Below are 12,483 nucleotides of genomic sequence, written 5' to 3'. Positions count from 1 at the left end.
AATTGAAATTAAATATTTTGAAGACTATGATTGTGCTAATTTATTTATGGAAGAAATAAAAGAGAGAAATTTTGTGACTTTAGGATACACTACTTCCATTTATAATTCGGATCCATTCGATAATACGCCGATAGCTAACCATGTAGCACATGATGTTATAGGTCAGGAATTTGACAATGTTGCTGTATTATTAGACAATAATTTTTTTTATGACCAAAGAGGGAATAATTATAGACTAGTTGGTACTAACAGAAGTTACTATCACTCTACAAAAATGTTCTATCAAAATATTACAAGAGTTAGAGAAAAATTAATTGTTATGGTTGTTGGAAATCCTGATATTTTTATTAAAATATCCTCTGTTTTAAACAAAATATAATATTGATGTTGTCAAAATCAATTAAGAAGTCTAATAAAATGTTAGAGTATAATCAATAAAGCCGAAATGATTTCTCATTCCAGCTTTTCGATTTATTAAAATCTGTGGCACAGTCGTGGCACACTTTATATCAAATTTAATGTTTTTATCGTTGTTGATATTTTCTAAAAAACCATGATATCAACGATATTGCACTATATTGTATTGGCGAAGTACTGAATGGGAATAATATCTAAATACGAACAATACAATAATATATTTTGGTAATATTCGTCTTTCATCTTGACTATTTGAAGATGGGCTAGTAATATATAAATGAACTTATTCTTAAAAGAACAAAACATCCGTCGTATAATATTGGGAATATGGCCCAAGAGTTTCTACCAGAGCACCGCAAATTGCTCTGACTACGAGGAGGTTGTAAGTTACTGGACCCATTTTCAAGAAAGGTGACTTCTCCGAATTGTATCGAACACTCTTGACATACTAAGAGTGTTCTTTTTTACGACCGATGAAAAGGGGAGATAAATAAGATGAAAAAGTTTTTTGAATTTGACCGTTTAGGTACAAATTATCGTACAGAGTCGGTTGCGGGGTTAACAACGTTCCTGGCAATGGCATATATTTTATTTGTAAATCCGTCCATCTTGGCTGCGGAAGGTACAGGAATGGATGCAGGTGCGGTATTCGTGGCAACAGCATTAGCGGCTGCTGTCGGTACAGCGATTATGGCTCTGGTAGCTAAATATCCAATCGCTCTTGCTCCAGGTATGGGATTAAATGCATTCTTTACGTACACAGTAGTGTTCACGTATGGTATTCCATGGGAAACAGCTTTAGCAGGTGTACTTGTTTCAGGACTTATCTTTATTGTTTTAACGTTAACAGGTCTTCGTGAGAAAGTAATCAATGCTATACCAGCTCCATTAAAAATGGCAGTAGGTGCAGGGATCGGATTGTTTATCGCATTTGTCGGATTTCAGAATGTGAATTTGATTGTACCAAATGATAGTACAGTTGTTGCATTAGGTGATTTAACAGAACCATCAACATTACTTGCGGTTTTCGGTATTTTCGTAACAGTCATTTTAATTACAATGGGATTAAAAGGTGGCGTATTCTACGGAATGGTCATCACAGCAATTGTAGGAATGATTTTCGGTGTAGTTCCAGTACCTCACGCTATTGTTGGTGAAGTACCAAGTTTAGCGCCAACGTTCGGTGCAGCATTTGCAAATTTTGGTGATGTATTCACGATGCAAATGTTAGTCGTAATCTTAACGTTCTTATTCGTAGACTTTTTCGATACAGCTGGTACGTTAGTTGCGGTTGCAACTAAAGCTGGATTAATGAAAGAGAACAAGCTTCCAAGAGCGGGAAAAGCATTGTTCGCTGATTCTGCTGCGACAGTAGTAGGTGCGACACTTGGTACATCAACTACTACATCATATGTAGAGTCTGCAACAGGTGTTGGTGCCGGTGGACGTTCTGGTTTTACTTCACTTGTAACAGCTGGACTTTTCTTATTAGCGATCTTCTTCTCGCCGTTATTGGACGTTGTAACAAGCGCAGTAACAGCTCCGGCATTAATCGTTGTAGGGGTCATGATGGCTTCATCGTTAAAAGACATCGCTTGGGATCAATTCGAAATTGCAGTACCGGCGTTTTTAACTGTAGTCATGATGCCACTCGCATACAGTATCGCAACAGGTATCGCAGTAGGCTTCATCTTCTATCCGATTACAATGGTTGCAAAAGGACGTGCAAAAGAAATTCATCCGATTATGTGGGGATTATTCGTTGTATTTATTGGTTATTTAGGGTTTATCCATTAATAGGATGGGACAAAAAATATAAGCTTATGAAAAAAACGAACGGGAATTCTGTTGTGCTTACACAACATTCTTCTTTGTTGGTTTTTTTATTTCAATATTCGCTGCAACGCAAAAAAGTTTTTTGATTATGACAGATTGCCAAGACATTTTTTTCTGTTTCATAAAAGCTTTTGGGTGAAGACCCACTCGGACAATTCAACTTCAATTCAAGCACCTATTGTCCGAAAGAACTTTCCACGCGGAACAACCCACTCTCTATATGCCTTACCTACACCGGAATTTTCATAAAGTCTCAGCAAATTGTCAGCACTTCGCGGCATGATGAAAAGGAGATTGAATCTTAATATTGCCCGGTTTTATAAGTTAATTTATCTTTATGTCTCATTCTGCTTTTTTAGTTAATGGAGTGTTTAAATAATCATTATGAAGAATGATTTAATATTGAGAAAAGGGATTTCAATAATACGGATTAGTTGTGACCATTTTGAGTTATTGTTAGTGGTATGAGATTGCTTCGAAGTGAGCTTCCTCGGCATATGGCAGCAATGAAGCAATTCAAGTAGCCTAGCTGAAGCCGTACCTGGCAGGAAGCTTGGCTAAAAATATAAGATATATCAAAATTATCATTGACATACTGTTCTACTTTACATCATTCGCATTATAGGTAGCTTCAAGTTCATATAATCTAGGCAGATCTAAGTCTGGTTATTTCTTAGTAAAGAGTGATATAGTTTCTGGTATTTTATGTTAAAACAAGGGTCGACATTGTAATGCTGCCTCCTGAGTTAAGTCTATTAATGAAATATTGTTGAACTATTTATGCTAGAGAAGAGGATAGTACTTATGTTTTTACACGAATCAGAAGCAGAAAATGACCTGAAACAAACGTTAATCCAACTAAAAAGTGGGGATAAGGAGTGGTCAGAGCGTTTCGGTGTTATCGGTGCGTTTATCGGTTTGTTTACAGGATGGAAACTATTTGAAAGAAATACTGAAAACACACGAGTAAGATCTCATTATCTTTTAGTGTTTTCTGCTGTTTTCATTGTCTCTATTATTTTGATGACTATTTTTAATTGGTAATAGTAAAAGGAGAGGTATATTGGCTGAAATAAAAAACATTGGGCGCTTTTGTCTGACTGATACTAACGGATATATAATAAATGACGCCAATTTAAAGAAGATTAATCATGAATATTACAAGGTGATCGAAGAAGTAATTAAAGTGTATAACAAACATCTAAAAAACGATCTGCATAGCATATATATTCGGGGATCAATTCCTCGAGGATTAGGAATATATAGTATCTCAGACATCGATACAATAGCTGTCACAACTAAACAATCTTCTGAAATTGATGTGAAATGGGTAGACAAAGCGGAACAAGAGTTAAATGAAAAATATACTTGTGTAAGTGGGATTGAGTTTAGCTTTTATTGTATGGAAGATGTATTAGAAACCAATCATTTTTCCATTATCCCATTCATGATTAAGACTCATAGTGTATGTGTATTTGGAGATGACATAAGTGGGTTGTTACCTGATTATCAAGCGGATAAGACACTGGGAAATGAACATCTTGTTAACTTAAGGGAGCAAATTGAATTAGCAAAAGAAGACCTTAAAGGAAATGAAGATAAAGAAGATATATTAGATTGTTGCCGTTGGATTATGAAAATCATAGTCAGAGCGGGTCTTGCACTAGTCATAGAAAAAGAACATAAATATACTAGAGATTTATTTCCTGCCTATACACTATTTTCAACATATTATCCAGAAAAAGAACCCGCCATGAAACAAGCTGTGAAATACGCTATTGAGCCTGTGGAAGATCCAAAAGAAATTGTAGATTACTTAAATAAAATGGGACCATGGATGATCGAAGAAGCAGAAAAATGGTTACAAGTACATAATCAAAAAAAGCTAAGGAATATGACAATATAAACAAATTCGGATAAAGGATAGTGGGTTACATTGATGAATTATGATTTTAAAGTAATGACCCAGGAACAAGCAGAGGAAATTGCATTCAATTGGCATTATGATGGAGAGTATGCATTTTATCACGGCGCTAACCGTCCGTAATCCCCCACCTTCAAGATTCGAGAGATGCGGGATAAACGGACGATAACTTCCTGATAAGTTTCGCTAACAATAAGTGGGGTTCAAAACCCCCACTTATTGAAGTCTCACTTTATGATATGGAAGCTGATAAAGAGGATCTGGAAGAATTCCTGGATCCTCAAAAACGTGGTATTACTACTTATGCTGTTATGAATAATAACGAATTTATCGGTTTCTTAAGTGCAAAACAAACGGATGATCAAACTGTAGAAATTGGAATGGGAATGAGACCGGAGCTGACGGGTCAAGGAAATGGCGAAGAATTCCTGAAAACAAGTATAGCGTTTCTGAAAAGTGAGATCAATCCAGGAAAAATAAACCTATCCGTAGCGACCTTTAATCAAAGAGCGATCAAAGTATAAAAAAAGATTGGAATCAGGGAAATGAATGTTTTTATGAGAATACCAATGGAGATACCTATGAATTCTTGAAAATGGAATTGGAAGGTTAATCTGTTTTTATTTCAAATGAATGGTTAATAGAAAACAAGCTTATTTAGTCTATTCTGTCTAAAGGAGTGCTGATGATGAGTCATATTCATTTTGATTTTCCCGTTACAGAGAAAACATATAAAGTCAAAGGTGAACGGAAGTTAAAACTGTACGTAAAAGAGCCAGAAACACCGAAGGGAAATAGAGCAGCCATTCTATTCTTCATTGGCGGAACGTTTAAAAAGAATCCTAATTCACCTGCGCATTTTCAATATCAGGCAAAATACTTTTCTTCTCAAGGTATGGTAGCAATTTGTGTCGACTACCGGAATGGTGAAGACGAGGGGTTCACACCTGTTCAAGCAATTGTTGATGCTAAATCTGCTGTCAGATGGGTTCGAAGACATAGTGATGATTTAGGGATTGATCCGAATAAGATTGTCATGTGCGGTTCATCAGCAGGCGGTTATGTCTGTGTGTCTTCCATTATGCTCCAAGATTTAGATGAAGATGATGAAGAGAATGACCATATCCCCAATGCTTTAGTTATTTTTGGTGCTGGTATGGATGAAGTGGATATTATGAGAAGAAGATATCCTCAGTTACTAGATAGGGCCACTGAATTATCACCTATCCATCATATCAGGAACTGCTTACCACCTACTTTATGGATGTGTGGATCGCAAGAAGAGGATGCGCATAAAGCCGGTGGTCTCTTTGAACAAAATAAAAGATTTATAAAGCAAATGATAACTAAAGGGAACGAGATTAAGTTGGTAAGTTATGAAGGTATGGAGCACGGATTTTTTCGCTATGGCAGACATAACAATAAGTATTTTCACATGACTAATACAGAAATGAAAGACTTTCTTGAATCGTTAGAGTTTATCTAATTTAGATGCAGGATCTGGAATGTACTTGTAAAGGAGAAAAAAATGAAAATTAATCAAAAAACGAACCAAAAAGATAGAGATTATATAAGAGAAAAAGTAATTGAATTTAATATGTTAAATTTGCCGGACGAATTGAAAACGCCAAAAGAGGAAGTGTGTTTTGTTATAGAAGATGAGGCTGGAGAGGTTATTGGCGGAGTCACAGGTACGATGTACTGGCACCACTTACATTTAGATTTTTTATGGATCGAAAATGAGTTTCGCGGTAAAGGTTATGGAAGTGAGTTGTTAAAACAAATCGAAGAGGTTGCAACCGAAAATGAATGCCGGTTGATTTTTCTTGATACCTTTAGCTTTCAAGCGCCGGAATTTTATAAGAAGAATGGTTATAAAGTGTTCGGTGTGATGGAAGACCATCCAAAAGGGTTCAATCAGTACTTCTTAGAGAAAAGATTGTCCTAGGGAGGAACCGGTGTGAAATCAAATTGGGAGAGCTTGAAAAATATAAAAGGCGGCGAACTTAAAGGGATTTATGCTAATCAACTTCATGCTCAACAAAATAAAACAGACTTTATTATTAATACGGTCCTGTTCTGTATATAAAAAATAATGGTTCCATTACGTATTGGAAAGTGGACTGGGATGAAACCATAGGAGCGGATGATTATTTGCTACTTAATGAACAAAGTACTCCTGATCCAGTTACTTACGAAACGATAGAAAATTCGCAGTATAGACATATTCTGGGAGGATCAGGTTTTGAGGTGCACCAAAAAACAATTCAAAACATTAGTGGCTATGGCTTTAAGGATCGAGACGATACATTCCTAACCACTCTCGTACTAGAATTAGAAGAAGTGTATATTTGTATAAAAGCAGGCCCTGTTTTACGAATTGTCATTTCAAATGAAACACGTGATGAATTACCAGACGTTATTTTTTCTACATAAGCAACTAAAAATAACAAGAATTGAGGTCGTTCCTGATGGGCATTAATTTTCACAATCAAGGAAACCGCACAACTTATACTACTCGTACCGCTGATCATTCATGGCTGGAGCTAATAAAGAAGATAGTTCCTTTTGAAAACGTATCACAAGCGCTGGAAATTGGGTGTGGCGGTGGAATTTATTCAAAGGCATTAGCTGATTTAGGAGCACAGTCGGTTACGGCGCTTGATTTTTCGAGAACAATGTTGGAAGGGGCTAGAGAAAATTGTAAGTATTACCATAATATTTCTTTTAAGTATGGTAGTGCTTATGAAACTGGTTTAGAAAGTAACAGCTTTGAGCTATTACTTGAGAGAGCACTTATTCATCATATTAAAGACTTAGATGTCTGTTTTCATGAAGCGTTCAGATTATTGCAGGACAATAGCCTTTTTATTGTGCAAGATCGAACCCTGGAAGGTTGTTTGCTAAAAGGGGATAACAGCCATATCAGAGGCTATTTTTTTGAATGTTTCCCACGATTAATTGAAACCGAAGTAAGCCGACGCCACAAGAGTCACGTTGTATTGGATACGCTAAAAGAGGCAGGCTTTAAAAATATCGAGGTAATGAAGTTATGGGAAACAAGGAAGGTTTATCAACACAAAAAGCAATTATTACGTGATATTAGTGAAAGAACCGGACGTAGCATTTTACATGAATTAGATGATGAAGAATTACAGTTACTCGTCAGCCATATCGATAATGCCTTGCCAGGAAGTTCTAACACATCATTCGTTGAAAAAGACAGATGGACGATTTGGGTGGCTGAAAAATAAAGGTGTCTGCCCAAACAAAGCACGACAAAACAGGTATCACAATACCAGCAATGCTAAACTGAATAGGAAAGGAGAGGTTGGCTAATGCAAGGGCTTGAAAAAATGCTAGACAGCATCGATTATATCGAATGCCATCTGGACGAGGAATTATTAATTGAGGATATTGCTGCTGCAGCCTGGATGTCTAAATTTCATTTTCAACGAATGTTTCATATGCTAACAGGTTATACAGTTAGTGAATATATTCGAAATCGACGTCTCACGAAAGCTGCACAAGAGCTTGTTCACTCCAAAGCAAAAGTAATGGATGTTGCTTTGAACTATGGCTATGAAACCCCTGAGTCTTTCACTAAAGTATTTCGTAAATTGCACGGAATCAGCCCAGCAGCAGCAAAGAGGAATCCGAACTCGTTGAAGGCTTACCCAAAACTCTCTTTTCAAATTCAATTAAAGGGTGATGTGGAAATGGATTACAAAATTGTTGAAAAAGAATCGTTTCAAGTTGTGGGAAAGAGTATCCGAACCTCTTGTGTCGGAGGTGAGAATCACAGAAACATAGCAAATTTCTGGGTAGAATCGAATCACAATGGATTCACAGAGAAGCTTGCTGAGAATGGTGGCAATCTAGGATTATTGGGTATTTGCCTTGATTTTGATCCACAACAGGAGCATCTCACTTATTTAATCGGCGCCGAAAAAAATATCGACCAGCTTCCGGATGATTGGGAAGAAAGAATGGTTCCGGCCGCAACATGGGCTGTTTTTCCGGTACACGGTGCTATGCCAGATGCAATGCCGAAAGTATGGGAGCGGATATTCTCAGAGTGGTTCCCTGCAACAGGCTATCAGCATGCAGGTGGATCAGAAATGGAAGTCTACCCAAGTAAACAAGATCCAGCCTCCGAGGATTACTACAGTGAAATCTGGATTCCTATCAAAAAATAAGAAACCAATGGGTATTCTTCATTTCAAAAATATGAGGGTACCCATATGAAGCCAAACATCAGGGAAACTTACGGATTAATGGAGCTGCACGAATTAAAGGTTCGAATGGACATGTTTGGGAAGTTATAGCCTGGAAATAAAGATAGTGTTTATGGTGCAGCCCATATCAAAGATAAATAACCTGCAAAATACTGTTCTTTCTTTATTACCTTCAATTCGGCTTGCTTCATTAATTTGATGATATTACGATTTTGATGACAGCCCAGGATTTTTAATGCCAACGGATCTATCGTATGCTGCAGCAATGCGACGGATTTTTTTGAACTAATACCGTGTTCCATCATGAGGATTTTTCCGTCGGGTTTACACCATTTTTTAAATTTGTCGAGTACAAATACAGGATCTCGGTAAGCACATAAGGTCAAGGAAGATACAACCGTATCAAACGTATTTTCATCAAAATGGACAGACTCGATATCTCCTTCGATAAGTTTTGTAGAGAAAGGATATTCGTGCGCCGTGTCATTAGCAATCTTCAGCATCTCCGGACTGAAATCCACACCGGTCAGTTCAATGTCATTCGCATAAAAGGGAAAATTAAGTCCGGTGCCGATGCCAACTTCTATTACTTTTCCATAAGCTTCTGGGAAGATTTTGTTGCGGAATTGGTAGAGTTGGTCATGGAGACGACGTTTGCTGTATTTATGAGCTTGCTTATTAAATTTATTAATCAATGATTGTTGATCCATTACATACCATCTTCCTTTTCCAATCGCTTCTATACTTAAATAATTCGACGTTGTTTTCGAAAAAACCTTTAATATATGATGGAAATTAGGAGGAGTGCCGGCGTGTAATCGATTGGCACTCACTACAAGCTAATCCTCGAACTCTTCGATATCAATCTCACGCTTCTTCTTCCGATCATTAACCAAACGGTATAAATGAATGGTCATCAGCCCTTGCTTTAAATGAGCAGTAACCCGATCCTCTCTTACTGCAAAAGGCAAGTCAATTTGTCTTGAAAAATCCCCTTGCAATATCTCCTGTTTGATCAGCTTTCCAGACTGTTCTACCGGAAACATGGAACCTTTTAATTCCAACACATTGTGATCGACAAAGACGTTCACTTGTTTACGATCCTTAATTCCGGGCAAATTAACATAAATGATTAATTCACTATCTAATTCATACATGTTAATCGCAGGAATAGGTGGTTTTATCATGTGTTCGAAGTCATCCCAAAAGTTTCCACCAAAAAAATGATCTAAGTTATTTTTCCAATCGTGCATATGCTGAAATGGATCCAATTTTCTCTCTCCCTTTTCTCGTTAAGCTGTGGTAAAATGGTGTCGCTATATATTAGGTTATGTGCCTATGTAAATTTAGGTGCAACATCTCGGAGGTGTACTGCTTGTTAGAAAATGCAATTGTAATGGTAGTTATTATCATGGTGATAAATATAATCTATGTATCGCTTTCCACGCTGAGGGTGATCTTGACTCTGAAGGGGAGACGTTACATTGCCGGAGCGATTGGTATATTCGAAATCATGATATATACAGTAGGTCTGGGATTAGTTCTTGATAATTTGGGAGAAATGCAAAACTTAATCGCCTATGGACTTGGTTATGGTCTGGGTGTCATTATCGGATCAATGATTGAGGAAAAACTGGCGCTGGGATATACGACAGTAAATGTGATATCGTCCAATCCTGATATTTCCTTTACAAAGCAACTAAGGGATAAAGGTTATGGTGTAACAAGCTGGTACGCTTATGGGATGGATGGCGACCGCTTGTCGATGCAAATATTATCTCCACGTAAATATGAGATACATTTATATGAAACGATTAAATCGATTGACCCGAAAGCTTTTATTATTGCCTATGAACCGAAACAAATTCATGGTGGGTTCTGGGTAAAGCAAGTAAAGAAAGGGAGGATAATCAAAAGTGTCGAAGAAACAGAAGCACAGCAAGAAGCCAAACAAGATGAAGTTTAGTGTAGAAGAAGGCGAGTCGATTGAAGCATGTCTGGAACGAATTCGGCAAGCTGGTTATGTACCGACACGAAGAGTGGAGCAGCCTGTTTTTACAGAAGAAAATGGAGAACCTGTACCAAGCGGAAGAACAATCGTATTTGATGCAAAATCAGCTAAATCCGAACATTAAAATAGCAGGCTATTTTAATGTTCGATTTTTTGTTGACAGACTTCAATCGCTCTTGTTATCATATGAATGTAGTCAAAAAATCTAACACAACAAGACCTCGTATAATTTGAGAATAAGGCTCAAAAGTTTCTACCTGTCACCGTAAATGACGGACTATGAGGGAAGATGGACGATGATTTCAAGATAGAAAATCATCAGGATAGTCATGGAAACAAGCCTATTCATCTTCTCTCCTGATAGAGAAAATGAATAGGCTTTTGATTTATATAAATATATTTTTAATGAAAAAGAATCGGGATAGAAAGAGGGGAGAAACATGGCAGCACAAGTTGGTGTGATCATGGGGAGTATCTCAGATTGGGAGACAATGAAACATACATGTGAGGCATTGGATGAACTAGGTATCAGCTATGAAAAAGAAGTAATTTCTGCACATCGCACACCTGAAGATATGTTCGAGTATGCAGAGACAGCTCGGGAAAAAGGCTTGAAGGTCATTATCGCAGGTGCAGGTGGAGCAGCACATTTACCAGGAATGGTTGCATCTAAAACGACTTTACCGGTAATTGGCATACCTGTTAAAACTAGCACATTAAGTGGTCTGGACTCACTTTATTCGATTGTACAGATGCCAGGTGGTGTACCTGTTGCAACGGTTGCCATTGGAAAAGCAGGAGCAAAAAACGCTGGCATTCTAGCGGCACAGATTATCGGAACAAGTGATGAAGAAGTTGCCAAACGTTTAGCTAATCATCAGGACAACATGAAACAAAAAGTGTCAGAAATGAGGGATGAGCTTGCCAACCAATAAGCTATTATTCGGATCTTCAATCGGTATCATCGGTGGAGGACAGTTAGGTCGCATGATGACAACAGCAGCTAAGCATATGGGCTATCGTGTCATTGTACTCGATCCAACGCCAGATTGCCCGACAGCACAAGTAGCGGACGACCAAATTGTTGCAGCATATGACGATTTAGAGGCAGTCAAACAGCTTGCGGAAAAAAGTGATGTTGTTACTTATGAATTTGAAAATGTCGATTTAACAGCAGCACAAATCCTTGAAGAGGCAGGGATTCTACCTCAAGGTGCCAACTCATTAAAAGTCACCCAGGATCGGGAGCTGGAGAAGAAAGCGATGGTAGACAGTCATCAGCCCGTTGCCGATTTTGCGATCGTGACAACGAAACAAGAACTACAAGCAGCAGCAGAAAGAATAGGTTATCCATCTGTTGCCAAAACGTGCCGAGGCGGGTACGACGGCAAAGGCCAAGTGAAGCTAGCAAGTGAAGCGGATATTGATAGTGCTGCAGAAATGCTCGAACAGGCTGACCGGCTAATCGTAGAGAAGTGGGTACCTTTTGATAAAGAAATCTCGATTGTATTTACAAGGGCACAAAATGGCGATATTGCTTACTTTCCGGTAGCAGAGAATATTCACCGCGATCACATTCTTCATGCAACGATCGTACCAGGAAACGTATCAGACGCCATTGCGGAAAAAGCGCGCCAAGCAGCCAAAGCGATAGCTGAAACAATCGGTGTCGTTGGAACGTTTGCAATTGAAATGTTCGTGTGTGGGGATGATATCCTTATCAATGAATTAGCGCCAAGACCTCACAACTCAGGTCATTATACGATTGAAGCGTGCGATGTGTCGCAATTTGAACAGCATATCCGTGCAATTTGCGGCTTACCATTAATCACGGTTCACGCACACGATGGAGCGGTTATGGTGAATTTGTTAGGCAAAGATGTGGAACCATTCTTCGCTCAGCTTGACAAAAATCCGGACGCACACATTCACATGTACGGAAAATCAGAGAACAAACCACTCAGAAAAATGGGCCATGTTACATTTATTGGAGACAATCCGTTAACGATATATAATGGACTAGTAGAAAAAAAGATAATTGAAGATAACTAGGAGGA

Annotated in this window: 17 protein-coding genes and 2 riboswitches; of the genes, 15 read left to right on the top strand and 2 right to left on the bottom strand. The window is 38.0% G+C overall.

Annotation, left to right across the window (positions count from 1 at the left end):
* Positions 1–46: 46 nt before the first annotated feature.
* From MUN88_RS02490 to MUN88_RS02440, 11 genes are all read left to right on the top strand, one after another.
* The gene (locus MUN88_RS02490; RefSeq protein ID WP_244720451.1) at positions 47–379 is read left to right on the top strand and encodes a hypothetical protein; all 333 of its coding nucleotides are present in this window, start codon (positions 47–49) and stop codon (positions 377–379) included.
* 327 nt (positions 380–706) lie between these two features.
* Positions 707–809, top strand: a riboswitch (purine riboswitch).
* Positions 810–912: 103 nt separating this feature from the next.
* The gene (locus tag MUN88_RS02485) at positions 913–2,214 is read left to right on the top strand and encodes an NCS2 family permease (RefSeq protein ID WP_244720449.1); all 1,302 of its coding nucleotides are present in this window, start codon (positions 913–915) and stop codon (positions 2,212–2,214) included.
* Positions 2,215–3,057: 843 nt separating this feature from the next.
* A complete protein-coding gene (locus MUN88_RS02480; protein WP_244720446.1) occupies positions 3,058–3,297 on the top strand; it encodes a hypothetical protein in 240 nt (79 codons plus the stop codon).
* Positions 3,298–3,316: 19 nt separating this feature from the next.
* A complete protein-coding gene (locus MUN88_RS02475; RefSeq protein ID WP_244720444.1) occupies positions 3,317–4,159 on the top strand; it encodes a nucleotidyltransferase in 843 nt (280 codons plus the stop codon).
* A gap of 257 nt (positions 4,160–4,416) precedes the next feature.
* Positions 4,417–4,701 carry a GNAT family N-acetyltransferase gene (locus tag MUN88_RS02465; RefSeq protein WP_244720441.1) on the top strand — a complete coding sequence of 95 codons (285 nt, stop codon included), beginning with the start codon at positions 4,417–4,419 and terminating at the stop codon, positions 4,699–4,701.
* 161 nt (positions 4,702–4,862) lie between these two features.
* Complete coding sequence (locus MUN88_RS02460; RefSeq protein ID WP_244720439.1) at positions 4,863–5,663, top strand: alpha/beta hydrolase; 801 nt, start codon at positions 4,863–4,865, stop codon at positions 5,661–5,663.
* 42 nt (positions 5,664–5,705) lie between these two features.
* Positions 5,706–6,125 (top strand): GNAT family N-acetyltransferase, encoded by a 420-nt coding sequence (locus tag MUN88_RS02455; RefSeq protein ID WP_244720436.1) that lies wholly within the window; start codon positions 5,706–5,708, stop codon positions 6,123–6,125.
* Positions 6,126–6,137: 12 nt separating this feature from the next.
* Entirely contained in the window at positions 6,138–6,266 is a 129-nt protein-coding gene (locus MUN88_RS21615; protein ID WP_256463974.1) for a hypothetical protein, read from the top strand.
* A gap of 65 nt (positions 6,267–6,331) precedes the next feature.
* A complete protein-coding gene (locus MUN88_RS02450) occupies positions 6,332–6,613 on the top strand; it encodes a hypothetical protein (protein ID WP_244720434.1) in 282 nt (93 codons plus the stop codon).
* 35 nt (positions 6,614–6,648) lie between these two features.
* Positions 6,649–7,431, top strand: a complete 783-nt coding sequence (locus MUN88_RS02445) for a class I SAM-dependent methyltransferase (RefSeq protein WP_244720431.1) — start codon at positions 6,649–6,651, stop codon at positions 7,429–7,431.
* 84 nt (positions 7,432–7,515) lie between these two features.
* On the top strand, positions 7,516–8,376 hold the full coding sequence (locus MUN88_RS02440; RefSeq protein ID WP_244720428.1) for an AraC family transcriptional regulator: 861 nt from the start codon (positions 7,516–7,518) through the stop codon (positions 8,374–8,376).
* A gap of 149 nt (positions 8,377–8,525) precedes the next feature.
* On the opposite strand, the gene MUN88_RS02435 is transcribed toward MUN88_RS02440, so the two are convergent.
* Positions 8,526–9,248: a class I SAM-dependent methyltransferase gene (locus MUN88_RS02435; RefSeq protein WP_244720425.1), complete on the bottom strand. Its 723-nt coding sequence runs from the start codon at positions 9,246–9,248 to the stop codon at positions 8,526–8,528.
* 6 nt (positions 9,249–9,254) lie between these two features.
* Complete coding sequence (locus tag MUN88_RS02430; RefSeq protein ID WP_244720422.1) at positions 9,255–9,686, bottom strand: Hsp20/alpha crystallin family protein; 432 nt, start codon at positions 9,684–9,686, stop codon at positions 9,255–9,257.
* 104 nt (positions 9,687–9,790) lie between these two features.
* On the opposite strand from MUN88_RS02430, the gene MUN88_RS02425 reads away from it, so the two are divergent.
* From MUN88_RS02425 to purK, 4 genes are all read left to right on the top strand, one after another.
* The gene (locus tag MUN88_RS02425) at positions 9,791–10,381 is read left to right on the top strand and encodes a DUF2179 domain-containing protein (protein ID WP_244720420.1); all 591 of its coding nucleotides are present in this window, start codon (positions 9,791–9,793) and stop codon (positions 10,379–10,381) included.
* On the top strand, positions 10,371–10,550 hold the full coding sequence (locus MUN88_RS02420) for an NETI motif-containing protein (protein ID WP_244720418.1): 180 nt from the start codon (positions 10,371–10,373) through the stop codon (positions 10,548–10,550). Before MUN88_RS02425 ends, MUN88_RS02420 begins: the two co-directional genes overlap by 11 nt.
* Before the next feature lie 77 nt (positions 10,551–10,627).
* A riboswitch (purine riboswitch) is annotated at positions 10,628–10,726 on the top strand.
* A gap of 140 nt (positions 10,727–10,866) precedes the next feature.
* Entirely contained in the window at positions 10,867–11,361 is a 495-nt protein-coding gene (gene purE, locus MUN88_RS02415; protein ID WP_244720415.1) for a 5-(carboxyamino)imidazole ribonucleotide mutase, read from the top strand.
* Complete coding sequence (gene purK / locus MUN88_RS02410) at positions 11,348–12,478, top strand: 5-(carboxyamino)imidazole ribonucleotide synthase (RefSeq protein WP_244720412.1); 1,131 nt, start codon at positions 11,348–11,350, stop codon at positions 12,476–12,478. The genes purE and purK overlap by 14 nt, the downstream gene beginning before the upstream one ends.
* The last annotated feature ends 5 nt before the right edge of the window (positions 12,479–12,483 follow it).

The sequence above is a fragment of the Gracilibacillus caseinilyticus genome (genome assembly GCF_022919115.1).
Taxonomy (GTDB): domain Bacteria; phylum Bacillota; class Bacilli; order Bacillales; family Amphibacillaceae; genus Gracilibacillus; species Gracilibacillus caseinilyticus.
The sequence above is the reverse complement of the archived record's forward strand: the minus strand, read 5'-3'. Positions and strand labels throughout refer to the sequence as shown.

What these genes read in the sequence shown, in the direction of transcription:
- MUN88_RS02490 (WP_244720451.1), top strand. Translation starts at nt 47, where the DNA reads ATGGAAGAAATAAAAGAGAGAAATTTTGTGACTTTAGGATACACTACT.
- MUN88_RS02480 (WP_244720446.1), top strand. Translation starts at nt 3,058, where the DNA reads ATGTTTTTACACGAATCAGAAGCAGAAAATGACCTGAAACAAACGTTA.
- MUN88_RS02455 (WP_244720436.1), top strand. Translation starts at nt 5,706, where the DNA reads ATGAAAATTAATCAAAAAACGAACCAAAAAGATAGAGATTATATAAGA.
- MUN88_RS02460 (WP_244720439.1), top strand. Translation starts at nt 4,863, where the DNA reads ATGATGAGTCATATTCATTTTGATTTTCCCGTTACAGAGAAAACATAT.
- MUN88_RS02465 (WP_244720441.1), top strand. Translation starts at nt 4,417, where the DNA reads ATGGAAGCTGATAAAGAGGATCTGGAAGAATTCCTGGATCCTCAAAAA.
- MUN88_RS02420 (WP_244720418.1), top strand. Translation starts at nt 10,371, where the DNA reads ATGAAGTTTAGTGTAGAAGAAGGCGAGTCGATTGAAGCATGTCTGGAA.
- MUN88_RS02440 (WP_244720428.1), top strand. Translation starts at nt 7,516, where the DNA reads ATGCAAGGGCTTGAAAAAATGCTAGACAGCATCGATTATATCGAATGC.
- MUN88_RS02485 (WP_244720449.1), top strand. Translation starts at nt 913, where the DNA reads ATGAAAAAGTTTTTTGAATTTGACCGTTTAGGTACAAATTATCGTACA.
- purE (WP_244720415.1), top strand. Translation starts at nt 10,867, where the DNA reads ATGGCAGCACAAGTTGGTGTGATCATGGGGAGTATCTCAGATTGGGAG.
- MUN88_RS02445 (WP_244720431.1), top strand. Translation starts at nt 6,649, where the DNA reads ATGGGCATTAATTTTCACAATCAAGGAAACCGCACAACTTATACTACT.